25 protein-coding genes and 1 pseudogene are annotated in these 25,209 nt (G+C 73.0%); 13 read left to right on the forward strand and 13 right to left on the reverse strand.

The window, feature by feature from the left end; translation table 11 throughout:
- Positions 1-10 precede the first annotated feature (10 nt).
- The 3 genes from ACFV4P_RS05190 to ACFV4P_RS05200 form a co-directional block, all read right to left on the reverse strand.
- Positions 11-376, reverse strand: coding sequence for a cupin domain-containing protein (locus tag ACFV4P_RS05190; protein ID WP_073811150.1), 366 nt, complete (start codon positions 374-376; stop codon positions 11-13).
- A gap of 116 nt (positions 377-492) precedes the next feature.
- Positions 493-1,599: a hypothetical protein gene (locus ACFV4P_RS05195; protein ID WP_380467547.1), complete on the reverse strand. Its 1,107-nt coding sequence runs from the start codon at positions 1,597-1,599 to the stop codon at positions 493-495.
- Positions 1,600-1,621: 22 nt separating this feature from the next.
- Positions 1,622-3,265, reverse strand: a complete 1,644-nt coding sequence (locus tag ACFV4P_RS05200; RefSeq protein ID WP_380467549.1) for a M48 family metalloprotease — start codon at positions 3,263-3,265, stop codon at positions 1,622-1,624.
- Positions 3,266-3,433: 168 nt separating this feature from the next.
- Between ACFV4P_RS05200 and ACFV4P_RS05205 the strand changes: the two genes are divergently transcribed.
- Complete coding sequence (locus tag ACFV4P_RS05205) at positions 3,434-4,588, forward strand: cystathionine gamma-synthase (RefSeq protein ID WP_380467551.1); 1,155 nt, start codon at positions 3,434-3,436, stop codon at positions 4,586-4,588.
- Positions 4,589-4,686: 98 nt separating this feature from the next.
- On the opposite strand, the gene ACFV4P_RS05210 is transcribed toward ACFV4P_RS05205, so the two are convergent.
- Positions 4,687-5,124: a MarR family winged helix-turn-helix transcriptional regulator gene (locus tag ACFV4P_RS05210; protein ID WP_380467553.1), complete on the reverse strand. Its 438-nt coding sequence runs from the start codon at positions 5,122-5,124 to the stop codon at positions 4,687-4,689.
- Between the two features lie 89 nt (positions 5,125-5,213).
- Between ACFV4P_RS05210 and ilvA the strand changes: the two genes are divergently transcribed.
- The 3 genes from ilvA to ACFV4P_RS05225 all read left to right on the forward strand — a co-directional run bounded on the left by ilvA (position 5,214) and on the right by ACFV4P_RS05225 (position 8,480).
- Positions 5,214-6,425: a threonine ammonia-lyase gene (gene ilvA / locus ACFV4P_RS05215; protein WP_380467555.1), complete on the forward strand. Its 1,212-nt coding sequence runs from the start codon at positions 5,214-5,216 to the stop codon at positions 6,423-6,425.
- A 182-nt stretch (positions 6,426-6,607) separates the two neighbouring features.
- A complete protein-coding gene (locus ACFV4P_RS05220; protein ID WP_380467557.1) occupies positions 6,608-7,618 on the forward strand; it encodes an ATP-binding cassette domain-containing protein in 1,011 nt (336 codons plus the stop codon).
- A gap of 70 nt (positions 7,619-7,688) precedes the next feature.
- Positions 7,689-8,480 carry an ABC transporter permease gene (locus tag ACFV4P_RS05225; protein ID WP_380468156.1) on the forward strand — a complete coding sequence of 264 codons (792 nt, stop codon included), beginning with the start codon at positions 7,689-7,691 and terminating at the stop codon, positions 8,478-8,480.
- Positions 8,481-8,619: 139 nt separating this feature from the next.
- Here the strand turns inward: ACFV4P_RS05225 and greA are convergent, their stop codons facing one another.
- Positions 8,620-9,117 carry a transcription elongation factor GreA gene (greA, locus tag ACFV4P_RS05230; protein ID WP_380467559.1) on the reverse strand — a complete coding sequence of 166 codons (498 nt, stop codon included), beginning with the start codon at positions 9,115-9,117 and terminating at the stop codon, positions 8,620-8,622.
- Positions 9,118-9,405: 288 nt separating this feature from the next.
- The gene (locus tag ACFV4P_RS05235; RefSeq protein WP_380467561.1) at positions 9,406-9,834 is read right to left on the reverse strand and encodes a DUF4307 domain-containing protein; all 429 of its coding nucleotides are present in this window, start codon (positions 9,832-9,834) and stop codon (positions 9,406-9,408) included.
- Between the two features lie 160 nt (positions 9,835-9,994).
- On the opposite strand from ACFV4P_RS05235, the gene mca reads away from it, so the two are divergent.
- Together mca and ACFV4P_RS05245 are read left to right on the forward strand one after the other, a co-directional pair.
- Positions 9,995-10,864 (forward strand): mycothiol conjugate amidase Mca, encoded by an 870-nt coding sequence (gene mca, locus ACFV4P_RS05240; RefSeq protein WP_380467562.1) that lies wholly within the window; start codon positions 9,995-9,997, stop codon positions 10,862-10,864.
- Between the two features lie 55 nt (positions 10,865-10,919).
- On the forward strand, positions 10,920-11,111 hold the full coding sequence (locus ACFV4P_RS05245; protein WP_051653339.1) for a hypothetical protein: 192 nt from the start codon (positions 10,920-10,922) through the stop codon (positions 11,109-11,111).
- Positions 11,112-11,185: 74 nt separating this feature from the next.
- Here the strand turns inward: ACFV4P_RS05245 and ACFV4P_RS05250 are convergent, their stop codons facing one another.
- The gene (locus ACFV4P_RS05250; protein ID WP_380467564.1) at positions 11,186-11,878 is read right to left on the reverse strand and encodes a type 1 glutamine amidotransferase domain-containing protein; all 693 of its coding nucleotides are present in this window, start codon (positions 11,876-11,878) and stop codon (positions 11,186-11,188) included.
- 141 nt (positions 11,879-12,019) lie between these two features.
- On the opposite strand from ACFV4P_RS05250, the gene ACFV4P_RS05255 reads away from it, so the two are divergent.
- On the forward strand, positions 12,020-12,565 hold the full coding sequence (locus ACFV4P_RS05255; RefSeq protein WP_380467566.1) for a Uma2 family endonuclease: 546 nt from the start codon (positions 12,020-12,022) through the stop codon (positions 12,563-12,565).
- A 100-nt stretch (positions 12,566-12,665) separates the two neighbouring features.
- On the opposite strand, the gene ACFV4P_RS05260 is transcribed toward ACFV4P_RS05255, so the two are convergent.
- The 3 genes and pseudogenes from ACFV4P_RS05260 to ACFV4P_RS05270 form a co-directional block, all read right to left on the reverse strand.
- Complete coding sequence (locus tag ACFV4P_RS05260) at positions 12,666-13,991, reverse strand: MFS transporter (protein WP_380467568.1); 1,326 nt, start codon at positions 13,989-13,991, stop codon at positions 12,666-12,668.
- A gap of 174 nt (positions 13,992-14,165) precedes the next feature.
- Positions 14,166-15,146 (reverse strand): GlxA family transcriptional regulator, encoded by a 981-nt coding sequence (locus tag ACFV4P_RS05265; RefSeq protein WP_380467570.1) that lies wholly within the window; start codon positions 15,144-15,146, stop codon positions 14,166-14,168.
- An 88-nt stretch (positions 15,147-15,234) separates the two neighbouring features.
- A pseudogene (locus ACFV4P_RS05270) lies at positions 15,235-15,684 on the reverse strand (Uma2 family endonuclease); the annotation flags it as partial.
- Positions 15,685-15,866: 182 nt separating this feature from the next.
- Between ACFV4P_RS05270 and ACFV4P_RS05275 the strand changes: the two are divergent.
- Entirely contained in the window at positions 15,867-17,903 is a 2,037-nt protein-coding gene (locus ACFV4P_RS05275; protein ID WP_380467572.1) for a thioredoxin domain-containing protein, read from the forward strand.
- 67 nt (positions 17,904-17,970) lie between these two features.
- Entirely contained in the window at positions 17,971-18,828 is an 858-nt protein-coding gene (locus ACFV4P_RS05280; protein WP_380467574.1) for a GNAT family N-acetyltransferase, read from the forward strand.
- 576 nt (positions 18,829-19,404) lie between these two features.
- Here the strand turns inward: ACFV4P_RS05280 and ACFV4P_RS05285 are convergent.
- The gene (locus tag ACFV4P_RS05285) at positions 19,405-19,941 is read right to left on the reverse strand and encodes a MarR family winged helix-turn-helix transcriptional regulator (RefSeq protein ID WP_380467576.1); all 537 of its coding nucleotides are present in this window, start codon (positions 19,939-19,941) and stop codon (positions 19,405-19,407) included.
- A 94-nt stretch (positions 19,942-20,035) separates the two neighbouring features.
- On the opposite strand from ACFV4P_RS05285, the gene ACFV4P_RS05290 reads away from it, so the two are divergent.
- Entirely contained in the window at positions 20,036-20,737 is a 702-nt protein-coding gene (locus ACFV4P_RS05290; RefSeq protein ID WP_073811102.1) for a DUF4386 domain-containing protein, read from the forward strand.
- 20 nt (positions 20,738-20,757) lie between these two features.
- A complete protein-coding gene (locus tag ACFV4P_RS05295; RefSeq protein WP_380467578.1) occupies positions 20,758-21,522 on the forward strand; it encodes an SDR family NAD(P)-dependent oxidoreductase in 765 nt (254 codons plus the stop codon).
- Positions 21,523-21,562: 40 nt separating this feature from the next.
- On the opposite strand, the gene ACFV4P_RS05300 is transcribed toward ACFV4P_RS05295, so the two are convergent.
- The gene (locus ACFV4P_RS05300; RefSeq protein WP_380467580.1) at positions 21,563-22,495 is read right to left on the reverse strand and encodes a hypothetical protein; all 933 of its coding nucleotides are present in this window, start codon (positions 22,493-22,495) and stop codon (positions 21,563-21,565) included.
- A gap of 237 nt (positions 22,496-22,732) precedes the next feature.
- Between ACFV4P_RS05300 and ACFV4P_RS05305 the strand changes: the two genes are divergently transcribed.
- The gene (locus ACFV4P_RS05305) at positions 22,733-23,410 is read left to right on the forward strand and encodes a papain-like cysteine protease family protein (protein ID WP_380467582.1); all 678 of its coding nucleotides are present in this window, start codon (positions 22,733-22,735) and stop codon (positions 23,408-23,410) included.
- 11 nt (positions 23,411-23,421) lie between these two features.
- A complete protein-coding gene (locus tag ACFV4P_RS05310; protein WP_380467584.1) occupies positions 23,422-24,234 on the forward strand; it encodes a hypothetical protein in 813 nt (270 codons plus the stop codon).
- A 10-nt stretch (positions 24,235-24,244) separates the two neighbouring features.
- On the opposite strand, the gene ACFV4P_RS05315 is transcribed toward ACFV4P_RS05310, so the two are convergent.
- Entirely contained in the window at positions 24,245-25,204 is a 960-nt protein-coding gene (locus tag ACFV4P_RS05315; protein WP_380467586.1) for a GlxA family transcriptional regulator, read from the reverse strand.
- Positions 25,205-25,209 lie beyond the last annotated feature (5 nt).

Genomic DNA, 25,209 nt, shown 5'->3' on the forward strand with positions numbered 1-25,209 from the left:
GGCTTCGGCTTCAGCTCCGCTTCGCGTAGTCGGTGAAGCCCTGCCAGTCGACGACCACGCAGGCCACGTCGCCGATCACCCAGGCGTCGTGGCCGGGCGGGCAGATCATGACGTCGCCGGCCCCGAACTCCTCGGCCTGGCCGTCGTCCATCTCGATCCGCATCCGGCCGGAGATCACGTAACCGACGTGCGAGGCCTGGCAGCTGTCCGTGCCGGCGATCGGCTTCACGTGCTGCGACCAGCGCCAGCCCGGTTCGAACACGCCCCGGCCGACGCCGCCGGCCTTCAGGTTCACCAGTGCCACCTGTCCCTTGCCGCCCTCGAACGGGCGGACCTCCTCGGGGGAGTCCAGACTCATCCGCACCAACCCGGCCATCACCGTTCACCTCCGGCAGACAACGCCCCGCGCCCCCGTCGCCGGGCTCGGCGACGGGGGCGCGGCTGACGCTTCCCATCCTGGTGACCCGGCGCGCTCCGCGCCAGGCACGGCGGTCACTGCGCGGTGGCCGCCGTGACGATGTAGACCCGCCGGTCGGCGAACCGGTCGACCGGGTTCTCCCAGTACGTCCACGGCTCGGGGACGATCGGGCCGAGCGCGCGCAGGTGCGGCATCGCGTCGGCGTCCCGGCCCGACTGGGCCAGCACCCAGACCAACCAGCCGTGCGCGTAGGCGCGGTGGCGGTCGTCGGGGTCGGCCAGCTCCAGGTCGGCGACCACCGCGTCGGCGGCGGCCCGCACCTCGGGGGAGGTGTACGGCTCCTTCTCCCCGGTGAACTGCTCGAAGTACGCGTCCAGCTTGAGCGCGGTCAGCAGGCTGCCCGCCGGGGCGGCGGCGATCGCGGCGTCCGCGAAGGCGTGCATCTGCTCGTGGCTGCCCTTCCACTTGGCGCACCAGTACTGCAGGGCGCCGGTGTGGGCCGAGAAGTTGTGCGGGTCGCGGGAGACGATCTCCTGCCAGAGCGCCCGGAAGCGCTCGTTGTCCCAGCTCTGACCCATCGCCAGCGGGATCTGCAGGACGAACGGCAGCGGGTCGGCCGGGTCGGCGAGCCGGACGGCCTCGGCGGCGGCCGCCTCGGCGTCGGTCAGCACCTTGCCGAAGGCGGCCCAGCGCTCCGAGGTGACCTGGTGGGCGCGCTTGCTGGTGCGCACGTTCCAGGCCAGGACGATCAGCCCGTCCTGGGCGAGCAGCGCGGCGTCCGCGCTGTCCGGCTGCTCGGCGCGCCAGGCCAGCAGCCAGGCGTCGTCCTCGGCGGCGGGCTCGGCGAAGCGGCGCAGCAGGCCCCGGCGGCGGTCGTGGTCGCCGGCGGCGGCGGCCAGGAGTTCGGCGGCCGGGCGCCAGTCGCCGCCCTTCACCGCGGCCAGGGCGGCGTCCACGTCCGGGCCGCTCAGGCCCGGGTCGACGAACAGGTCGTCCCGGTGGAGCATGCCGTGGTCGGTCGGGTAGATGACCGGGCGGCTCGCCTTCTCGTACTCGTCGATGGTGGCCTGCGCGGCCTCGGCGCGGGCGTTGAGGGAGGCGACGCGGCGCTTCATCAGCCAGGTGGCGAGCTTGATCCCGACGATCAGGAGCAGCGGAATGATGACGATCAGACGGGCCATCGGACGGATCAGCTCCAGGGTGTCAGGACCGGGCGGCGGTCAGCTCGGCCAGCAGGGTGCGCAGCGGGGCGGTGTCCGGGGCGTCGGCGACCGCGGCGTCCAGCGCCTCGGTCAGCCGCCGGTCGGCGTCGCCGGGCAGCACCAGGGCGGCCGGGCGGCTCCACGAAAGCTCCCAGCGGGCCGCGTTCTTCGAGGCCAGCGCGAGCACCGTGAGCGACCGCAGCGCGCCCCGCAGCAGCGGGCGGCGGAACTCGCGGGCGGCCCGGCCGGTGGCCTGCGCGGCCTCCTCGCTCTGCGGCAGCCGCTGCGCGAGCTCCGCCGAGCGCCCGGCGTCCAGCGCGTCGAGCATCGCCTCGACGGTGCCGTGCAGGCCGCTGTCGGTGAGGGCGCGCAGCACCGGCTGGGCGTCCTCGCGGGCGTGCGCGAGCATCGCCTCGTGGACCAGGTCCGGCCAGTCCAGCCGGCGCATCTGCCGGGCCTCCGGGATCAGCGCCAGCGTCTCCAGGTCGGCGAGGCGCTGCTGCGGGTCGCGCAGCAGCGCCAGCGCGGGCCGGTCCGCGGTGAGGCCGCGCAGACCGGGGGTGTCCTCCAGCGCCTCGACGGCGGCGACCCGCTGGCTGATCGGCGGGTGCGAGTCGTACGGGTCGGGCTGCTCGTCGGGCAGTTCCAGGCCCAGCTCGGCGAGTTCCTCGCGGCGCTCCGGGTCGGCCAGCAGGCGGTCCAGGCCGCCGAAGAACTGGCCGGGCAGCGGGAGCAGTCCGGCGTCGACGCCCATGGTGGCGTAGCTGTTCAGGTAGAAGCTCTGCGCGGCGTCCAGCACGGGGATGCGGCGCAGCGCGGAGGCGGTGGCGTCGCGGCCGGCGATCCTTGCGGCGTGCCGGTCGGCGGCGTACTCCTGGCTGCGGCTGATCGACTCGGAGACCCGGAAGTACAGCTTGGCGTACAGGGTGAAGAACTTGGCGAGGTAGCGCTCGATGCCGCCGTTGCCGGTGTCCTCGTCGTTGCGGGTCTTGCGGCCGCGGGCCGACCGGTAGGCGTTGTCCTCGGCGATCTCGCGGGCCTTGTCGGCCACGTTCTGGTCGGCGCGGGCGTGCAGGGTGGCGATGGTGTGGCCGATCGCGGTGCGGCCGGACACGGTGACGGCCGCCAGGCGGACGTCGTTGTTGGCGTAGTGGCCGAACTCGTGGGCGAGCACCGAGTCCAGCTCGGCCTCGGTCAGGCCGATCAGCAGCGGCGCGCCGATGATCAGGTGGCGGGGGCCGGGGATCAGGCCGAGCAGCCTGGTCTCCTCGTACACGCCGGCGTTGACCTGCGGCACCAGGCGGATCTCGGCCGGGCCGCGGACGCCGGTGGCCTCGGCGATCCGGTCGACCCGGGCCCACAGTTCGGGCTGCTCCTCGCGGGTCAGCGGCAGGCCCTCCTCGCTGTCGTCGCGCCGACGGCGGGTCAGGAACACCACCCGCAGCACCGGGTAGGCGATGGCGGCGCTGAGCAGCCAGATCTTGATCATGGCGGGACGGAGGTGGTCGGAGTTGACGACCAGTTCGACGTTCAGCCAGACCAGGCCGACCACGACGGCCGCCGCGAGCAGGTAGAACCCGGCCAGCAGCGCGACCGCCAGCAGGGCCCGGGTGGATGTGCGCATGCCGGTGCGCTCGGTGGACATGTCCGCGCCCCCAAGTGTGTCGATCATGTGTGCGGCTGGCAGATCGTAGCGGTACGACCTGACATCCCGCGAGGCAGAAAAGGTGTCGGTACGGCAACCTGACGCGCCGACCGGGCGCACCCGCACAACCGCCGCCGGTGATCCGTCCGCCGCACTAGGCTCGACGACATGACCGAGCACCAGCTTTCCCACGGCTTCGAAACCCTCGCCATCCACGCGGGCCAGGAAGCGGACCCCCGGACCGGGGCAGTCGTCACACCGATCTACCAGGTGTCCACCTACAAGCAGGACGGCGTCGGCGGACTGCGCGAGGGCTACGAGTACAGCCGCTCCGCGAACCCCACCCGCACCGCCCTGGAGGAGTGCCTCGCCGCGATCGAGGGCGGCTCCCGCGGCCTCGCCTTCGCCTCCGGCCTGGCCGCCGAGGACACCCTGCTGCGCACCGTCCTCAAGCCCGGCGACCACATCGTCATCCCCAACGACGCCTACGGCGGCACCTTCCGGCTGTTCGCCAAGGTGCTGACCCGCTGGGGCGTCGACTTCTCCGTCGCCGACACCCACCACCCCGAGAAGGTGCGCGAGGCGATCCGCCCCAACACCCGCGCGGTGTGGGTGGAGACCCCGTCCAACCCGCTGCTCGGCATCACCGACCTGGCCGCGGTCGCCGAGATCGCGCACGCCGCCGGCGCGCTGCTGGTCGTCGACAACACCTTCGCCAGCCCCTACCTGCAGCAGCCGCTGTCGTTCGGCGCGGACGTCGTCGTGCACTCCACCACCAAGTACATGGGCGGCCACTCCGACGTGGTCGGCGGCGCCCTGGTGGTCGCCGACGCCGGCCTCGCCGAGGAGGTCGCCTACCACCAGAACGCGATGGGCGCCGTCGCCGGGCCGTTCGACGCCTGGCTGGTGATGCGCGGCATCAAGACCCTCGGCGTCCGGATGGACCGGCACTCCGACAACGCCGCCCGGATCGCCGAACTGCTGTCCGGCCACCCGAAGGTGACGCAGGTGCTGTACCCCGGTCTGCCCACCCACCCCGGGCACGGCATCGCCGCGAAGCAGATGAAGGCGTTCGGCGGCATGGTGTCGTTCCGCGTCGCCGGCGGCGAGCAGGCCGCCGTCGAGGTGTGCAACCGCGCCCAGCTGTTCACCCTCGGCGAGTCGCTCGGCGGCGTCGAGTCGCTGATCGAGCACCCCGGCCGGATGACCCACGCCTCCGCGGCCGGCTCCCCGCTGGAGGTGCCCGCCGACCTGGTGCGCATCTCGGTCGGCATCGAGTCCGCCGCCGACCTGCTCGCCGACCTGGAGCAGGCGCTCGGCTGACCTCACCGGGCAGGGCTCAACGGCGGCGGTGCGGACCGCCGTTGAGCCGCTGGTGGCTCAAAGGCGGTTGCGCAGACTGCCGTTGGCTCTCTCAGGGTTCAACGGCGTTTGCGCAGACCGTCGTTGAACCGCTCCAACAGTGCGCAGAACACCGCGCGCTCGTCCGCCGTCCAGGCCGCCGTCAACTCGGCGACCAGCCGCAGCCGCTGCTCGCGCACCTGCGCCAGCCGGCCCGCGCCGAGCGGGGTCAGCGCCAGGCGTACCGCCCGCCGGTCCGCCGGGTACGGCACCCGGGCCAGCAGCCGCTCGCGCAGCAGCGGCGCGGCCTGCCTGGTCACCGTGGAGGAGTCCACGCCCAGCGCGGCCGCCAGCGTCTTCACATTGGCCGGCCCGCCGGCGGCGAGCTGATCCAGCAACAGGAACGTGGCCCGGTCGAACTCCCCGGCGGCACTGATCCGCCGGGCGAACACCGCGACCTGGTAGGGGAGTCGGCAATCGGGCTCGGGATCGGGGGCATCGGGCGGGGAAAGGCTCATCGCGGCTCACGGGGGTGCGGGCGACTCGTGCCCAGCAGCGTACGCGCGCCGGGTGGGTACCGGAACTGCCCCGTTCTAAGCTGATCTTCATGCAGAACTGGCCGATCACGCTGGACGACGTCCGCGGCGCACAGAAGATGCTCGCCGGGGTGGCCCGGGTCACCCCCATGCAGAGCAGCCGCCACCTGTCCGGGGTGGCCGGCACGCCCGTGCACCTGAAGTGCGAGAACCTCCAGCGCACCGGCTCGTTCAAGCTGCGCGGCGCGTACCTGCGGATCGCGGGCCTGCTGCCGGTGGAGCGCGCCGCCGGCGTGGTCGCCGCCAGCGCGGGCAACCACGCGCAGGGCGTGGCGCTGGCCGCCGCACTGCTCGGGGTGCGCTCCACCGTCTTCATGCCGCTCGCCGCGCCGCTGCCGAAGGTCGCCGCCACCCGCGAGTACGGTGCCGAGGTGCGGCTGCACGGCGCCAACGTCGACCAGGCGCTGGAGGCGGCCCGCGAGTACGCCGACGCCACCGGCGCGGTGTTCATCCACCCCTTCGACCACTGGGACGTGATCACCGGCCAGGCCACCGTCGGCCTGGAGATCCTCGAACAGTGCCCCGAGGTCCGCACCGTGCTGGTCGGCACCGGCGGCGGCGGACTGCTGGCCGGCGTGGCGATCGCGATCAAGGCGCTGCGCCCGGACGTCCGGGTGATCGGCGTGCAGGCGGCGGCCGCCGCCGCGTACCCGCTGTCGCTGGCGGCGGGCCGTCCGGTCTCGCTGGAGCGGTTCTCCACCATGGCGGACGGGATCATGGTCGGCCGCCCCGGCGACATCCCGTTCGAGGTGGTCAACTCCCTCGCCGACGGCGTGCGGACGGTCTCCGAGGACGAGCTGTCCCGGGCCCTGCTGATCGGCCTGGAGCGGCTCAAGCTGGTGGTCGAGCCCGCCGGGGCCGCGCCGATCGCCGCGCTGCTGGCCGAGCCGGGCCGGTTCGAGGGCCCGGTGGTCGGGGTGCTGTCGGGCGGCAACATCGACCCGCAGCTGATGCAGCGGGTGCTGCGGCACGGTCTCGCCGCGGCCGGCCGCTACCTGTCGCTGCGGGTGCGCCTGGCCGACAAGCCGGGCGCGCTGGCCGACCTGCTCGGCGTGCTGACCCGGGTCGACGCCAACGTGCTGGACGTGGCGCACGTGCGGATCGACCCGCAGCTGGGCCTGACCGAGGTCGAGGTGGACCTGCACCTGGAGACCAAGGGGCCGGAGCACTGCGCGGCGGTGATCGGGGAACTGCGCGAGGACGGCTTCGTGGTCACGCACTGACGCCCGTCGGCCGGGACCCGCGTCACCTTCCGGGTTGACGCGATATATCGCGAGTGGCAGCATCTTGCGATGTATCGCGAGCTTCGCCATCGGCGGATCCGGGTATCAATTCGGGTGATCTGCGCCCAAATCCGGCTCGCATCGTGTGTGCGCATCCGACTTCAGGGAGATGAGGCACGACCATGGCGTCAGCCATCGAAGCCGAGAACCTGGTCAAGACCTTCGGCCCCGTCCGCGCCCTCGACGGCGTGAGCCTGGACGTTCCCGAAGGCACCGTGCTCGGACTGCTCGGCCCCAACGGCGCCGGCAAGACCACCGCCGTCCGGGTACTGACCACCCTGCTCCAACCCGACTCCGGTCGGGCCGCCGTGGCCGGCGTCGACGTGCTCAAGAACCCCAACCAGGTGCGCAGCCTGATCGGCCTGTCCGGCCAATATGCCGCCGTGGACGAGTACCTCACCGGCCGCGAGAACCTCCAGATGGTCGGCGAGCTCTACCAGATGAGCGCCCGCGACGCGAAGAAGCGGGCGCTGGAACTGCTCGAATGGTTCGGCCTGTCGGATGCCATGGACCGCACCGCCAAGACCTACTCCGGCGGCATGCGCCGCCGCCTCGACCTGGCCGCCGCCCTGGTGGTCCGCCCGCCGGTGATGTTCCTCGACGAGCCCACCACCGGCCTCGACCCGCGCAACCGGCTCGCCCTGTGGGAGGTCATCGAGACCCTGGTCGAGCAGGGCACCACGCTGCTGCTCACCACCCAGTACCTGGAGGAGGCCGACCGCCTCGCCCACGACATCGCGGTGGTCGACCACGGCAAGGTGATCGCCCGCGGCACCGCCGACCACCTGAAGGCGCAGATCGGCGGCGAACGCATCGAGGTCGTCGTGCACCGCTCCGACCTGGTCCCCGAGGCGGTCGCCGCGCTCGCCCCCTACGCCAAGGGCGACCCGGCGGTCGAGAAGAACACCCGCCGGATCACCGTCCCGGTCAGCGGCGGCGCCAAGGTGCTCGCCGCCGTCATCCGCGAACTGGACGCCCGCTCCATAGAGATCGACGACATCGGCCTGCGCCGCCCCACCCTCGACGACGTCTTCCTCTCCCTCACCGGCCACGCCACCGAGGACGGGAAGGACGCCGACGAGGACGGGAAGCCGGCGAAGAAGGGCCGTCGAGGCCACGGGAAGGACGCCTGAGATGGCCACCGCACTGCCCGACGCGGCGATCGGCCCCGTCCCCGTCACCCCCCGGCACGGCGCCGTCGCCATGCTGCACGACTCCTGGGTCGTCGCCAAGCGCAATTTGCGCAGAATGACCCGGATTCCGGAAATTGTCGTTTTTGGGCTCATGCAGCCGATCATGTTCGTGCTGCTGTTCTCGTACGTGATGGGCGGCGCGATCGCCATCCCCGGCGCCGCGCCCAACCACGACGTGTACATCCAGTACCTGATGGCCGGCATCTTCGCCCAGACCGTCACCTTCGCGGTGGCCGGCGCCTCGGCCGGCATCGCGGAGGACATGACCAAGGGCCTGGTCGACCGGTTCCGCTCGCTGCCGATGTCCCGCGCCGCGGTGCTCACCGGCCGCACCCTCGCCGACCTGGTGCAGACCGCGATCACCGTGGTCGTGCTGGCCCTGGTCGCGCTGCTGGTCGGCTGGCGGATCCACGACGGCTTCCTGAAGGCGCTCGGCGCGTTCGGCCTGCTGCTGCTGCTCGGCTACGCGTTCTCCTGGATCGGCGCGCTGATCGGCCTGTCCGTGCGCAGCCCCGAGGCCGCCACCTCGGCCGGGCTGATCTGGCTGTTCCCGCTGACGTTCATCTCCAACGCCTTCGTGCCGATCGGCTCGATGCCGGGCTGGCTGCAGCCGATCGCCTACTGGAACCCGTTCTCCGCCACCGTGCAGGCCTGCCGCAGCCTGTTCGGCAACCAGATCGGCCCCGCCCCCGACGTCTGGCCGATGCAGCATGCCGTGGTGGTGTCGATCGGCTGGTCGGTGCTGATCACGGTGGTGTTCTCCTGGCTGTCGGTGCGCAAGTACCGGCGCGCGGCGGGCTGAGGCCTTCCACGCGGCGGGCCGAGGCCTTCTGCGCGGCGGACCGAAGCCTTCTGCGCGGCGGACCGACGGGCCCACCCGGAAACGACGGACGGCCGCTCCCCCCACCCGGGGGAGCGGCCGTCCGTCGTCACCTCGTCGGTCAGCCGGAGAACGGCTTGGCCTCGACGATCTTCACGCCGGCCTTCTTGCCGTTCGGCAGCTCGTACTGCGCGTCCTCGCCGACCGACCTGCCGATGATCGCGCGGCCCAGCGGGGACTGCGGCGAGTACACGTCGATGTCGCCGTCGGTGACCTCGCGGGAGGCCAGCAGGAACTCCATGGTGTCGTCCAGGTCGCCGTCGAAGGCCACCTTCACCACCATGCCGGGGGCCACCACGCCGGAGTCGGCCGGAGCCTCGCCGACCTTCGCCCGCTCCAGCAGCTGGGACAGCTGGCGGATACGCGCCTCGGTCTTGCCCTGCTCGTCCTTGGCCGCGTGGTAGCCGGCGTTCTCCTTGAGGTCGCCCTCCTCGCGCGCCGCCTCGATCTTCTGGGCGATCTCGATGCGCCAGGGCCCGGTCAGGTGGTCAAGCTCGGCCTTGAGCTTGTTGTAGTGGTCCTGAGTGAGCCAGGTCACGTCATCGTTGGTCTGGGTCACAGGGTGCTCCTCGTCGGTGCTGGCGCTGCTGTGAGGGTGGTTCGGCAGCAGTGGGTCGATTTTCTGGGCAGATGCAAAGCAACGCCCGCTTCCGTGCCGTTCGGCAGGGAAGGGGCGAAATCACGAGCCTAACAAGTTCTTCGCGCGGGCGGGAAGGGCTGTGGGCGCCGAGGGCGCGCCGCTCCTCCGACTATGCGCTCGAAAGGGTGAGCGGAGCAAAGGCCCTCGGCGGGGACACGGCGGGACAGGGCGGGACCGTGTGGGGACCGGGCGGGGTTTCGGCGGGGGTTACTTCTTGTCGTCGGGGGTGCAGCCCAGGAGTTCGGCGGTGGAGCCGCGGGCGGTGGTGCGCAGCGTCACGACCTTGTCGTAGGTGGTGCCCTCGGCCGGCACCTGGAAGTCGGACTGGCCGACCACCGCGCCGTCCGTGCCCTGCGAGCGGACGGTGCACACGCCCGAGACGCCGTCGCCCTTGCGCACCGACAGCTGCAACTGCACCTCGCCGTCGGACACCGTCTGGAAAGTCGGCACCGTACCGTTCAGCTTCGTCTCGCGCAGCAGGTAGGAGGAGCCGAGCCAGGCGATCACGCCCACCAGCAGTGCGCCGAACAGCGCGCCGGCGATCCGCAGCCGGCGGTCGGTCGTCCGGTCGTCGGAACGGCTGTAGCGGCCCGCGGGGGGCGCCAGGGGCGGCTGGGGCGTAGGGCTCTGGTCCATGGTGCGGCTCGGTCCTTTCGCGGAGGAACGTTCGGCCGTCCGCGGGAATGGACGCGCCCTCCAGTCCGTCACTATAGGAGGGGCACGTCCGCGCCACAGGCGGCGGGGGAGCCGGCCCGACGAAGCGGACATACCTGTACCTGGAAGGGATACCCAGGCGTTGAGCGAGCAGTTGCGGTTGATGGCGGTACACGCGCACCCGGACGACGAGTCCAGCAAGGGCGCCGCCACCATGGCGATGTACGTGGCCCAGGGGGTGGAGGTCCTCGTCGCCACCTGCACCGGGGGCGAGCGGGGGTCGATCCTCAACCCCAAGCTGCAGGGCGACCCGTGGGTCGAGGAGAACATTCACGAAGTGCGCCGCAAGGAGATGGACGCCGCCCGGGAGATCCTCGGCGTCCAGCAGGCGTGGCTCGGCTACGTCGACTCCGGCCTTCCCGAGGGCGACCCACTGCCCCCGCTGCCCGAGGGCTGCTTCGCCCTTGAGGACGTGGACGTGGCCGCGGGCGCCCTGGTCAAGCTGATCCGCGAGTTCCGCCCGCACGTGATCACCACGTACGACGAGAACGGCGGCTACCCGCACCCCGACCACATCATGACCCACAAGATCACCATGGCGGCCTTCGACGCCGCCGCGGACCCGGAGGCCTACCCGAAGGCCGGCGAGCCCTGGCAGCCGCTGAAGCTCTACTACAACCACGGCTTCCCGATGGGCCGCATCCGCGCCCTGCACGCCTACCTCACCGAGCACGGCCACGACTCGCCCTACGGCGAGTGGATCGAGGGCTGGGAGAAGTCCGGGCGCGCCGAGCGGGAGATCACCACCCAGGTCGAGTGCGGCGAGTACTTCGAGGTCCGCGACAAGGCGCTGATCGCCCACGCCACCCAGATCGACCCCGACGGCCCCTGGTTCCGCGTCCCGATCGACATCCAGCGGGACGTCTGGCCCACCGAGGACTACGAACTCGCGAAGTCCCTGATCGACACCGACCTCCCGGAGTCCGACCTCTTCGCAGGCCTCCGCAAATAATCCCGTACCACCCCCCGGTGACCCGGCCCGCGTAGGGCCGGGTCACCATGGATGAATGAGCACCCCCGTGAACGTCACCCAGCTCGCCGCCGATCTCGCCCTCGACGAAACCAAGGTCACCCCCGGCCTGCTCGGCTTCGTCGTCTTCGCCGCGCTCGGCATCGCCACCTGGTTCCTCCTGAAGTCGATGAACGCCCGCTTCAAGAAGATCGACTTCACCGAACAGCCCGACCCGAAGGACGACTGACCCCCCACACGTGACCCCTCACGCGCCGGGAGCGGACGGCCTCGACCGCCCCGCGTGGTGTCCTGCTGCGCCGGCTACGTCAGGACCTTGAGCAGCTCCTGGGCCAGGGGGCCGGAGGAGGCCGGGTTCTGGCCGGTGTGGAGGTTGCGGTCGGTGACGGTGTAGGGCTGCCAGACGGGGCCGCGTTCGAAACGGACGCCCAGGCGGACGAGTTCGTCCTCCAGGAGCCAGCGGGCCTTGGGTGCGAGGCCCACGGCGTGTTCCTCGTCGTTGGTGAAGGCGGTGACGCGGTAGCCGGCGAAGGGGGAGACGCCGCGGATACGGGTGGCGAGGAGCGCGGCAGGGGCGTGGCAGACCACGGCGAGGGGTTTGCCGGAGGCGAGCGCTGCGGTGAGGAGGCGGCCGGCGTCGGCGTCGAGCCAGAGGTCCTCCATCGGGCCGTGGCCGCCGGGGAAGTAGACGGCGTCGTAGTCGTCGAGGCGGGCCTCGGAGAGCCGGAGGGGCCGGCGGAGCTCCTCGGCCGAGCGGATGACGGCCTCCAGGTCGAGGGCGGCCTGCGCGCCGCCGGCCAGCTCGGGCCGCAGGCTCATCATGTCGACGCCGGGGACCACCCCGTTCGGCGTGGCCACCACCACCTGGTGGTCGGCCCCGGTGAGGATCCGGTAGGGGGCCGCGAACTCCTCGGCCCAGTAGCCGGTGGCGTGCCGGGTGCCGTCCTTGAGGGTCCAGTAGACGGCTCCGGTCACCACGAAGAGCAGTTTCGCCATCGTCGATCACTCCTGGTCCACGCGCGGGGGTGCTGCCTCGGCCACGATCCCCCAGGACGCGGGCACCCGCATCCGCCCGTCGGGCGGACCCGGGCGGGACCGTGGCCCCATATCCTGAGAGGCGACAGGAAGGAGCCGTTGATGAGCGTCGACGCGGTCATGCACACCGAGTTCCCCGCTGGGTACGTGGTCTTCTTCGGTACCGACGGGAAGGTGATCATGACTCCGCAGAGCTTTGAGCACTCCAGCACGATCAAGTCGATGCAGATCGACTCGCTCTCGCTCGGCCGGCACGCGAAGACCGCCTCCGACGTCTACCTGGACTTCCCGGCCGACGAGAACTCCGCCCCGGACTTCGCGATCCTGCGGGAGGACGCGCAGCGGCAGGGCAAGCGCTACGGCTTCGAGGACGTGCTGTTGATCGCCGAGGTGGTCTCGGCCTCCTCCGCACGCAAGGACTACGACGACTGCACCGCGAAGTACGGCCGCTACGGCATCCCCGTCTACGTGGTGGTGGACCCGTACGCCGCTGAGGTCGTCGTCCACACCCGGCCCACCGGCTCCGGCTACATCGCGGCGCACACGCACAAGTACGGCTCGGGCAAGCTGCCCATCGACCTGGCCGACGGGCGGACCTACACCCTCGACCTCGACGAGCTGCCCCGGCCCGAGCCGGACGCCCGCTGACCTGTCGGGCAGACCTGTACCCGTCGTCGGGGGAGGACGTAGGTGCAGACGAGGGGAACGCCGTTGGCGGTCCGACGCGCGAGTCGGCAGATCGGCCGGTTCACCGACCCGGTGAACCGGCTGTTTCGGTCGAGACCGTCGGAACGGGAGCCGAGGTGTCCCCGGGGAGGGACGCAGCGGTGCCCCGCTCGCCGGTGATGCCGATGGTGCCGTCGGGGAGGAGCCGGACCGAGCGCACGCCGGGCAGCAGATTCAGCAGCACGCACGGCGTGCCGATGACGGCTGCGGCAGCCAGCAGTGTCGTGCGCGTCCCGAGGAACTCGGCGACCGGACCGGCGGCGGCGTAGCCGGCGGGCATGGCGATGAACGAGATCATCCAGTCCAGTGAACTGACCCGCGCCAGCATCTCCTTGGGGAAGAGCTGCTGCTGAACAGTCGCCAGGACCTCGTTGACGAGCGCGGTCATGAGGAAGGCCACGGCCACCCCGATGGCGATGACGAACACCGGGGCAGGGGGAGCGAGCAGAGCCAGTGGGCCGATGCCGAACACGGCGGTCGCGTTGGCGACAACCAGCGGACGGCGCGGCCGGTAACGCAGTGCGGCCAGCCCGCCGACGATGGAGCCCACCGCGCCGGTGATCAGGATGATGCTCCAAGCGGTGGCCCCGCCATGGCCGTGCTGCATCACGACCGGCCCCAGGACGAAGAAGAAGGCGATCGCGAAGTTCCATATGCCCCAGGCGAGCAGGTTGGCCAGGTACCAGCGGCGCCGGGCCACCACCACCCAACCGTCGCGCAGCTCCGCGAAGAAGTGGTGCTTCTCGGGCCGTTCCACCGGCCTGGACAGGTGCATCCGGGAGACCAGCACGAAGCTCACCAGGAAGCTGACGGAATCGACCAGGATCGCCGTGCCCGGACTGGAGACCGCCAGCAGCAGCGCGGCGAGGGCCGGGCCCACCACCTTGGTGGTGCTGTCGGTCAGGCCGAGCAGGGCGTTCGCCGGTTGCAGGTTCCCGGCATCGACGAGCTCGGGCACGACAGCCCTGGACGCCGGGGTGAAGAAGGCGAAGGCCATGCCGGCCACCGTGTAGGCGACGCCGAACTGCCAGACCGCGGCGTGGTTCAGGAACACCAGTACGGCGAGCAGGCCGTAGCAGACCGCCTGGACGGCGTCGGTCGCCATCAGGACGAGCTTGCGCGACAGCCGGTCCGCCCAGACCCCGCCCACCGGCAGCATCACCACCTGGCCGACCGCTTGGCAGGTCAGCACGGTGCCGACGTCCAGGGCGCTGCCGCCCGAGCGCAGGATGGCGAAGACCACTGTCACCGGCATCAGGGCATTGCCCATGGCGGAGATGCTGCGAGCGGTCCACAGGAGCCGGAAGGGACGATCTCGCAGGATGTGCAACGACTTCGGCAAGGGCATGGGTGGGCTTCCTTTCCGGGCGACGGGTTTCGCGGAACTGCCATGGGGGCGCAGCGAAACGACAGGCGGAGAAGTGGCAAGGGGTGCCCGCGCCGCCGTCGTCGAGGACGGTCTTCCGGGCAGGGAGCAGCGCCGTCCCACGCGCGGGTGGACCGGGATCGGGGGAGGACGTCGTCAGGCGGTCGTGCGGACCCGGCGCCGGTAGGCCGCGGGCGTCGTGCCGATCCGCTTGCGCAGCGCTCGGTGGAGCGTCTCCACCGAGCCGAGCCCGCACTCGGCGGCGACCTGGTCCAAGGTCCGGTCGGTGTCCTCCAGAAGCCGGCGGGCCGCTTCCACCCGCACGGCCTCGACGTAGGCGCCCGGAGTGGTCCCGGTCTGCTGGCGGAAGACCCGCGCGAAGTGACGCTCGCTCAGGTACATGCGTGCCGCGAGGGCGGCGGCGGACAGGTCGCCGGCCAGATGGTCGACGATGAACATCCGCAGATCGTCGATGTCTCGGCGGGTCGCGGGCGGCCGGCTCAGCGGGGCCGAGACCTGGCTCTGGCCGCCCGGGCGCTTGAGGTACACGACCAGCTGCCGGGCCACTGCCAGGGCGACCTCCTCGCCCAGGTCCTCGGCGACCAGCGCCAGTGCCAGGTCCACGCACGAGCTGATCCCGGCGCCGGTCCACACGTTGCCGCAGCGTACGAAGATCGGGTCGGGGTCGACGGTGACCCCGGGATGCTCGGCCGCCAACCGCGCCGCGGTCGACCAGTGCGTCGTCGCCGTCCTGCCGTCGAGCAGCCCGGCGGCGGCCAGCAGGTGCGTGCCCGTGCACACCGACACGACCCGCCGGGCCAGCGGCGCGACCCTGGCGACCCACGCCACCACGTCGTCCGAACCGGCGGCCCGGTCGTCGGGGCCGGCATTGACCGCTCCGGGGACCAGCAGCGTGTCCAGGACGCCGTCCACCTCGGCGAAGGCAAGGTCCGCGACCAGCCGCAGCCCCGCCGACGTGGCGACCTCGCCGCGGGTTCGCGCCACGAGCTCGACCTGGTAGCCGGCGGCGCCTCCGGTCTCCCGGTTGGTCAGGGCGAAGACCTCGGCCGGGCCGGTGACGTCGAGGAGGTCGACGCCCGGGAAGACCGCGATGACGACACGGCGGGTGCTGGACATGGGTCCATCCTGACCCGCGTCGCTCGGCGGCGACAATGACGGTCTGCTGTCAGATCCGGACATGCCGGTCCGCCATGCGCGCCGGTCGTAGGGGAACGCCGTTGGCGGTCTGCTCGATCCGCCAGTAGAAGGCGATACCGGCCTGGGCGTACCGATCCACCTTCACGATGCGGTCGGTGGTCTCCGAACCCGGTGGCACGACCTCGACGACCAGGAGAACGTGCTCCGGGCGGGTGGGCGTGATGTCGACGGTCTCGGCCCGGTAGACCACGACGTCGGGCCGCCGGTTGGTCAGGGGCGCGTCCTGCAACCGGACGTCGGAGTCCGTGTCGGCGTTCCAGTCCGGACCGGCGGCTGCCTCCAGGGCGTTCGCCAGGATCCGGGCCAGGCGGTTGTGCCGCTTGGACGCACGCGGGCTCACGGCGACCATCCCGTCCACAATCTCGATGCCCGCGCACTGCTCCGCGGACCAGGAGTCGTCCTCGTCCGCGGTGATCTGCCGGTGCATCCACTCAGGAGCGACCATCTCGGCGGTCATCGGCGTACCTTTTCGGGGCTCGACGGGCCCGGTGCTGCCGGGCCAGCGTACTGTGCGGTCGCAGGGCGCGTGGTGTTCTCCGGTGCCGACGGGAAACCGGCCCACCGGCACATCCACCGCCGTCCGAAGCCGCTTGCGCATGGTGCGGCCCGCAATGTTGCGGTGGTTGAGATACTGCGCGCATGGTGAACCGTCTGGCTGATGCCGCGTCCCCCTACCTCCAGCAGCACGCCGAGAACCCCGTCGACTGGTGGGAGTGGTCTCCCGACGCGTTCGCGGAGGCGGAGCGGCGCGGGGTGCCGGTGCTGCTGTCCGTCGGCTATTCGAGTTGTCACTGGTGTCACGTCATGGCGCACGAGTCGTTCGAGGACGAGGAGACCGCCGGGTACCTGAACGAGCGGTTCGTCGCGGTGAAGGTCGACCGGGAGGAGCGGCCGGACGTCGACGCGGTGTACATGGAGGCGGTGCAGGCGGCCACCGGGCAGGGCGGGTGGCCGATGACGGTGTTCCTGACGCCCGAGAAGCAGCCGTTCTACTTCGGGACGTACTTCCCGCCGCAGCCCCGGCACGGGATGCCGTCGTTCCGGCAGGTGCTGGAGGGCGTGGACAAGGCGTGGACGGGGCGGCGGGCCGAGGTCGGGGAGGTCGCGGCGCGGATCAGCAAGGACCTCGCCGAGCGGGCCTCGGTGTACGCGGTCGGGAGCGGCATCGCCCAGCCGCCCGGGGACGCCGAACTGCACGGCGCGGTCGTGGAGTTGACCCGGTCGTTCGACGAGCGGCGGGGCGGGTTCGGCGGGGCGCCGAAGTTCCCGCCGTCGATGGTGCTGGAGTTCCTGCTGCGCCACCACGCCCGGACGGGCTCGGAAGCCGCGCTGCAGATGGTGCGGCGCAGCTGCGAGGCGATGGCCCGCGGCGGGATCTACGACCAGTTGGGCGGCGGGTTCGCCCGGTACGCGGTGGACGCCACCTGGACCGTCCCGCACTTCGAGAAGATGCTTTACGACAACGCGCTGCTGCTGCGGGTGTACCTGCACCTGTGGCGCGCCACCGGCGACGAGCAGGCCCGCCGGGTCGCGCTGGAGACCGCCGACTTCCTGCTGCGCGAACTGCGCACCCCGGAGGGCGGGTTCGCCTCCGCGCTGGACGCCGACTCGCTGGACCCGGCGAGCGGGAAGACCACCGAGGGCGCGTACTACGCGTGGACGCCCGAGCAGCTGACCGAGGTGCTGGGCGAGGCGGACGCCGACCTCGCGGTGCGGCTCTTCGACGTCACCGGCACCTTCGAGCACGGCACCTCGGTCCTGCAACTCCCGCACGACCCCGAGGACATGGACGCCTACCGGCGGATCCGCGAGCAGCTCTTCGAGGCCCGCGCGCAGCGCCCCGCCCCGGCCCGGGACGACAAGGTGGTCGCCGCCTGGAACGGCCTGGCGATCGCCGCCCTCGCCGAGGCCGGCGCGCTGCTGGAACGCCCCGACCTGATCGAGGCCGCCGAGCGCGCCGCCGACCTGCTGATCGCCGTCCACCTCACGCCCGAGGGACGGCTGCTGCGCACCTCCCGGGACGGCATCGCGGGCGCGAACGCGGGCGTGCTGGAGGACTACGCGGACGTCGCCGAAGGCTTCCTCGCGCTGTACGCGGTCGGCGGCGAGGCGGCCTGGCTGCAACTCGCCGGGGAGCTCCTCGACCTGGTGCTGCTGCACTTCGCGGACCAGGAGTCCGGCGCGCTGTACGACACCGCCGACGACGCCGAACAGCTGATCCGCCGCCCGCAGGACCCCACCGACAACGCCGTCCCGTCCGGCTGGACCGCCGCCGCCGGGGCGCTGCTCGGCTACGCCGCGTACACCGGCTCCGCGCGCCACCGCACCGCCGCCGAAAGGGCGTTGGGCATCGTCTCGACGCTCGGGGCGCGCGCGCCGCGGTTCACCGGCTGGGGGCTGGCCGTCGCCGAGGCGCTGCTCGACGGGCCGCGCGAGGTTGCGGTGGTCGGCCCCGCCGGCGACGCCGGGCGCGCCGCGCTGCACCTGGCGGCGCTGCGCTCCACCGCCCCCGGCGCGGTGGTCGCCGTCGGCGAGGTCGGCGACACCGAGGTGCCGCTGCTCGCCGACCGCCCGCTCCTGGACGGGAAGCCCGCCGCGTACGTCTGCCGGCACTTCGTCTGCGAGCGGCCGGTCGCGGACGCCTCGGAACTGGCGGAACGCCTGCACGGCAAGTGACCGGAACGACGGTGCCGCCGACCGAAAAGCGCTGGTCGGCGGCACTGTCCGCAGGGCAGGATGAGTCATGGGCTGGACACTGACCACATCACCGGACGACTTCCGCGCCGCCGCCGGGGAGTTCCTCGCGGCCGACCCCGTCGCGAACACCGTGCTGCTCACCATCCTCGACCGCCTCACCCGGGACGGCCTGCACGCGTACGGCGCGCAGCCGCCGCGCTTCGGCTGGTGGCAGGGCCCGGACGGCGAGGTCGCCGGCACCTGCGTGCGCACCCCGCCGTGGGGGCAGCGCCTCGGACCGATGCCGGCGGCCGCCGCCGAGGAGCTGGCCCGCACGCTCGCCGCCGGCGACGCCGCCGACCGCCCCGACACGGTGGCCGGCGACCACGACACCGCCCTCGCCTTCGCCGCCGAGTGGCACCGGGCCACCGGCGTCGACTGGCACCTGGAGCGGAGCGAACGACTGTACCGGCTGGGCGAGTTGACGCCTCCGTCGGTGCCGCCCGCCGGCCGCTCCCGGATCGCCGGGCCCGCCGACCGGGAGACCGTCGCCCGTTGGTTGGTGGACTTCTGCGTCGAGGCCGAGATCCTGCCGCCCGCCGACGCGGCGGCCGACGCCGAGCAGCGGATCGCCGCCGAGGTCCTGCTGCTGTGGGAGACCGAGGACGGGCGGGCGGTCTCGCTCGCCGGAGCCAGCCCCGCCGTCGCCGGGATGTCCCGGATCGGCCCCGTCTACACTCCGCCCGCCGACCGCGGCCACGGCTACGCGAGCGCCCTGACGGCTGCCGCCACCCGGCACGCACAGTCCCGCGGTGCGGCCGAGGTCCTGCTCTACACGGACCTCGCGAACCCGGTCAGCAACGCGATCTACCCCCGCCTCGGCTACCGGCCCGTCACCGACGCGGCCGAGGTCGCGTTCAAGTAGCGCTCCACGAAGGGCCCTTGGGGGAGAACCCGCCGGGGCCCTTTCGCGTGCCCTGGTCGAGCTGCGACGTCGACTGCGCAACCCCTCGGGGCCGGGCGGCCGTGGCCTCGTGCGGGTGGCTCGGCAGGGCGAGGTCGTCGGTCGGCGCTCAAGTGGGGGTCCGCGGAGGGTTTTGGGGAGCGCCCCCGGGGCCTTTCGCGCGCCCGGGGTGGGCTGCCGCTGCGCGGGGGTCCGGAGACGTCGGTTGTGCGCGCTTCCCGGGGGCGGGGGCCGGGCGGCCGTGGTCTGGTGCGGGTGGCTCGGCGGGGCGAGGTTGCCCGTCGGCGCTCAAGTGGTGCTCAACGGAGGGTTTTTGGGGAGCGCCCGGGGTGAGCTGCCGCTGAGCGGGGGTCCGGAGACGTCGGTTGTGCGCGCTTCCCGGGGGCGGGGGTGGGCAGCCTGGCAGGGCGAGGTTGCCTGTCGGCGTTCAAGTAGCGCTCCACGAACGGCCTTTTGCCCCCGGCTCTGCCGCCTGCCCTGGGTCGGCTGCCATCTCGCCGACCACCCTCAGGCCCCTGTCGCCTCCCTGAGGGGGAGTCAGCGGGGGCGCATGGTGCGGTAGCCGGGGTGGATGCCAGGGGTGAGGTGTTGCTGTGCGGCGATCCGGCCGAGCAGGGATGTCAGGTGTGCGTGCTCCTCGGGGGTGAGGGCCTGGGTGACGTCCTGTTCGTGGGCCATTGCCGCTTCGCGCAGGCGGCCGAGCAGGGCGAGGCCGTCGTCGGTGAGGTGCAGTGCGTACAGGCGGCGGTCCTCCGCGTTGCGGCGGCGTTCGATCAGGCCGCGCTGCTCCAGGCCGTCGGCGAACGGGACGAAGCGGCTGGGGGGCATGCCGAGCGCGTCGGCGAGTTCGCGCTGGCTGCGGCCCGGGTTCTGCACCAGCAGCCGGAGCAGGCCGGCCTGTGCGGGGGTGAGGTCGAGTGCGGAGATCCGTTCGGCGAAGCGCTCGGCGGCGTGCGCGCCCAGTTGGGCCAGCAGGAATGCCGCACCGCCGCCGGGCGGCCCGCCCGGGCCGGGCGCTGCCTGCGGGGTGCCGTCGGGCCGGTCCTGGCGGTCCGCCTCTCGATTCATGCTCATGCCGACATCGTACCCGTTTGACAATCGTTCCACGATGTAATCATTATTCCGAGTGTATCGATGGATGCGCGTCGACGGATGTCATGGAGGAACCATGAGCACCACCGCCCAGCCCCGCCCCGCCCCGGCCGCCCGGCCGAAGGGCGGCCCGCAGACCGGCCCGCCGCTGCTCGCGCCGACCCTCTCGGTCACCGGGCTGACGATCGCCTACACCGTGGTCAACCGGGCCACCCCGCACCCGGACGCCACCGGCGCCGAGGTGGTGCGGTACGCGCAGGAGCACGGCGGCACGGCCCGTCTCGGCGCGCTGCTGCTGCTGGCCGCCGCGGTGCCGCTGGCGCTGTGCGCGGCGCTGCTCTACCGGCGGCTGCGGGCGCTCGGCATCACCGCGCCCGGCTCCGCGATCACGCTGGTCGGCGGCGTGCTGGCGGCGTCCGCGCTGTTCCTGAGCGCGGCCGGGGCGTGGGCGGGCGGGCGGTTGTCGGCCGACGCGCCGCCCGCGCTGGGCCGGGCGCTGGCCGACGTGTCCTTCCTGGCGGGCGGGCCCGCGTTCGCGGCGGGCTTCGGTCTGCTGGCGGCGGGCGTCTCGGTGTCGGCGATGCTCACCGACCTGCTGCCCCGCGCCGTGACCTGGTCCGGCCTGGTGGTGGCCGCCGCCGGGATGCTCGCGCTGTTCGCCCTGGTGGCGGACGGCTTCATGTACCTGCTGCCGGTGGTCCGGTTCGGCGGGCTGGTATGGCTGCTGTTCGTGGCCGCCCTGCTGCCGAAGACCCGCCGTCGCAGCACCGAACACTGATCACAGGGGAGTTGAGTGCGATGACCGGAACGTATGCGGAACTGAAGGGCCGGACGGTGGTGGTCACCGGCGGTTCGCGCGGGATCGGGGCGCACACCGCGCGGGCGTTCGCCGCGCAGGGCGCGTCGGTGTGCGTGGTCGGCCGGGACGAGGCGGCGCTGGCGGCGGTGGTCGCCGAGATCGCCGCCGCGGGCGGCGAGGCGGTGGCCGCCGTCGCCGACGTGACGGACAGCGCGGCGCTGGACGGCGTGCGCCGGACGGTGGACGAGCGGTTCGGCCCGGTGGACGTGCTGGCGGCGTTCGCCGGCGGCCAGGGCTTCCCGGTGCCGACGGCCGAACTGTCCGAGCAGCGCTGGCGCGAGGTGCTGGACTCCGACCTGACCTCGGTGTTCCTCACCGTGCAGGCCTTCCTGCCGGGCATGCTGGAGCGCGGCGCGGGCAGCATCCTCACCATGTCCTCGGCGGCCGGCCGCCAGCCCAGCGGCGCCAACCTGGCGTACGGGGTGGCCAACGCGGGCGTGGTGATGCTGACCAGGCACCTGTCGGCCGAGCTCGGGCCGCACGGCATCCGCGTCAACTGCCTTGCCCCGTCGGCGATCCTGACCGAACGGGTGCAGCAGCGGATGCCCGCCGAGGTGCAGGCCAGGGTCGCGGCCACCCACCCGCTGAACCGGCTCGGCACCCCGGCCGACGTGGCGGACGCCGCGCTGTTCCTGGCCTCCGACGGCGCGGGCTGGCTGACCGGACTGACCGTCGACGTGGCCGGCGGGCGGATCACCAACTAGGGCGGACAGGCCCTGGGGCGGAGGCCCTGGCGGGCTGGGCTCACTCCCAGTCCCAGCGCAGCCCGAGCAGGCAGGGCGGCAGCCCCTCGGCCACCAGGTGTGCGCAGTGGTGCCCGTCGAGGGTCAACTCCTCGGTCTCCAGGGGGGATTGGCCGGGGGTGCGGACGGTGAACCGGTCGCAGCGGACGGGCAGCGCGGCCGGGTCGAAGGTCACCTGGAGCACGTACTGCCCGGCCCCCGCGTTGAAGCCGCGCACGTACTCGCGGCTGGGCTGCGGCGACGGCGACTCGTCGAAGCCGTAGCCCAGCAGGTGGGTGTCGCCGGTGCGCAGCCGGCGGTCCAGCAGGAGTTCCACGACCAGCAGGTGCGCGGCGGGGTCGCGGCGGATCCGGCCGACCCGGCAGTTCTCCTCGGCCCGGACCCGGACCCGGCCGATGTCGCAGCCCGGGTCGCCCTGGTAAATGGCGAGGTAGCGGTCGATGCCGTCGCGGTGGGCGCGCAGCACGTGCTGGGAGTCGCGGCGCCGCAGCCGCCGGTCCGCGCCGACCCGGATCCGTTCGATGTGGGTGACGGTGTGCAGCCCGGTGTCGGGCGGCCCGGAGAGGACGGCGATCAGGCCGTCCACCGCCTCGGCGGGGGTGATCAGGTCGCGGTACGGGCGGACGGGCGGCGAGGCGGGGTCGGGGGCGGTGCGGCGGGGGCCGAGCAGTCGGGTGAGCGAGTGCTCGGGCAGCTCCAGCACCTCTTCGAGCGCGGCGACGGCGCGCAGCGACTCGGCCCGTTCGGGGCGGCGCAGGCCCTGCTGCCAGTAGCTGAGGCTGGTGACGCCGACGTGCACGCCGCGCTGCGCGAGGTGTCGGCGCAGCCGGTGCAGGGCGAGGCCGCGGGCGGCGATGGCGGCCCGCAGGGCGAGGTGGAACGGTCCGGTGCGCAGGGCCAGGGCCAGTTCGGGCGGTGCGGTCGGCTGCGGCATGGCCGGCTCCTCAACTGAGCGTGAATATTCACACCTTGTGGACGGCGGGTCGCCGCCCCGGTCGATATTCGCGCTGCCCGGCGGGGGCGCGTTCACACCCGGCGGAGGCCGTTCACACCTCGACTCCCCGGCCGGGCGCGGCCGTTGACCGCCCGGTGGCAACGGCCGGATGCTCGTCGGCAGCGCGTCCGGACGCCGCCCCCACACCCCCACTCCTCTGCCAGGAGGACATTCCCCATGCCACTCACCCCGATGCGGCTGCGTCGGACGGTCGCCGTACTCGCCCTGGGCGTTCTCGCCCCGGCGTTGAGCGCGGCCGCCGCCGTTCCGGCCGTGGCCGCCCCCGCCGTGGCCGCTCAGACCCCCGCCGCGATACAGCCCGCCGCGATACAGTCCGCCACCGCCGCGAAGCCGCAGGCCCCGCTGGCGGCGGGCACCGCGCGCACCCTCAACCTGACCATGCAGGCCCAGCAGCAGACCAACTGGTGCTGGGCGGCCTCCGGCAACACCATCGCCTCCTACTACGGCTACACCTGGAGCCAGAACCAGTTCTGCAACGCCGCATTCGGCCGCTCCACCAACGCAAGCTGCCCGAACAGCCAGGCCAGCCTGGCCGAGGTGCAGAACGCGCTGTACACGATCGGCATCAACCCGGGCTCGTACGTCAGCGGCTACCTGCGCTACTCCACCGTGCAGGGCGAGATCGACGCCGGCCGGCCGGTGGAGACCCGGATCCAGTGGAGCTCCGGCGGCGGCCACATGAACGTGCTGTACGGCTACGACAGCGGCAACAACTGGCTGTACTGGGGCGACCCGTGGCCGTCCAACTACCGCTACAACTGGGGCGACTACAACTACTACGTGAACAACGGGTCGTTCTCCTGGACCCACTCCCTGTACCGGATCGGCGCGTGAGGAGCCCCGTCATGAGCAGCCACCGCGTCCGACTCGCCCGCGCCGCCGCCGCACTCGCCGCGGCCACCGCCCTCGGCCTCGCCGCCGCCCCGCTCGCGCAGGCCGCCGATCAGCAGCTCGGCTCCGGCGACCTCGCCGCCGCCCGGGCCGCCGCCCAGAACCCGTCCGTGCTCGACCAGTTGGGGCACTTCTTCGCCCGCAAGGGGGTGCCGCCGACCCAGCCGTTGGCGATCGGCCCGAGCGACGAGGCCCGGGCGGCGAGCGACGCCGCGCCCCGGCTCAGCGGCGACACGGTGCCGGTCCGCACCCTCGATGCCGGCTTCGTGGCCGGCCGGCCCGGCGCACCGGTCGCCACCGTCGAGTTCACCGCCACCAAGGCCGTCGCCGCCGACGGGCAGAGCGCCTCGGTCTGGACGGCGCAGCAGAACGGCAGCTGGCGGGTGGTCAACATCGCCTCCGGCAGCGACGAGACCGACTACGCGGCCCGGGCCGCCGCCGACGGCGGAACCGCCTTCCGCGAACCGCAGTTGGGCGCCTGGTACGAGCTCAAGGACGGCCGGGTCCTGCCGCTCGACGACACCGCCCGCCGCTCGGTCGGCGCGCACGGCGCCACCGTCGCCGCCTACCAGCAGCTGGTCCACCAGCGGTACGGCGACAAGCTGCCCGGCTCCGCGTACGACCGGGCCGGCAAGGCGGGCGGCTTCCAGGCCGACGCACCCACCGCCTCCACGAGCACCGCACCGCTGCTCGCCGCAGGCACCGCACTGGGCGCAACTGCCCTGGTGGGCACGGTGATCGGGGTGCGCCGCCGCCGCAGGGGCTAGTGCCGCGGCACTAGTTCCCGGCGAAGGTCCGCCGGTAGGCGAGCGGCGAGACGCCGATCGCCGCGTGCAGGTGCTGACGCAGCGACACCGCGTTGGCGAAGCCGACCCGGCCGGCGATCCGGTCGACGGTCAGGTCGGTGGATTCGAGCAGGTCACGGGCCAGGGCGACGCGCTGCTGGGTGAGCCAGCGGCCGGGGCTCTGGCCCGTCTCGTCGTGGAAGCGGCGGGCGAAGGTACGGGTGCTCATCGCGGCGTGCCCGGCCAGCTCGGCCAGCGTCAGCGGCAGGTGCAGCCGCTCCAGCGCCCAGGCGCGGGTGGCGGCGGTGCCGACGGCCCCCGCCGCCGGGACGGGCTGCTCGATGTACTGGGCCTGCCCGCCGTCGCGCCACGGCGGGACGACGGCCAGCCGGGCGGCGTGGTTGGCGACGGCCGCGCCGTGGTCGCGGCGCAGCACGTGCAGGCACAGGTCGACGCCGGAGGCCGCGCCCGCCGAGGTGAGGATGTCGCCGTCGTCGACGAACAGCACGTCCGGGTCGAGCCGTACCCGGGGGAAGAGCCGGCGGAAGCGGTCGGCGAGCGCCCAGTGGGTGGTGGCGGGCCGGCCGTCCAGCAGGCCGGCGGCGGCGAGCACGTACGCGCCGGTGCAGATCGAGATCAGCCGGGTGCCGGGCCGGATCAGCGCCAGCGCCGCGGCGACGGCGGGGTCGAGGTCGGCGGTGGCGAGGGCGGGCGAGAACGGCGGGATGACCACGCTGTCGGCCGCGCGGAGGATCTCCGGGCCGTGCTCGACGCCGATGGTGAAGTCCGCGTCCGAACGCACCGGCCGCCCGTCCACGGTGCAGGTGGCCAGCTCGTAGCGGTCGCCCGCGGCGGCGAACACCCTTCGGGGGATGCCGAGTTCGAACGGGTAGACGCCCTCCAGGGCGAGCACGGCGATCCGGTGCGGCGGTGTCTTCGCGGCGTTCGGCACGGCAG

Source organism: Kitasatospora sp. NPDC059795 (assembly GCF_042732175.1).
GTDB lineage: Bacteria > Actinomycetota > Actinomycetes > Streptomycetales > Streptomycetaceae > Kitasatospora.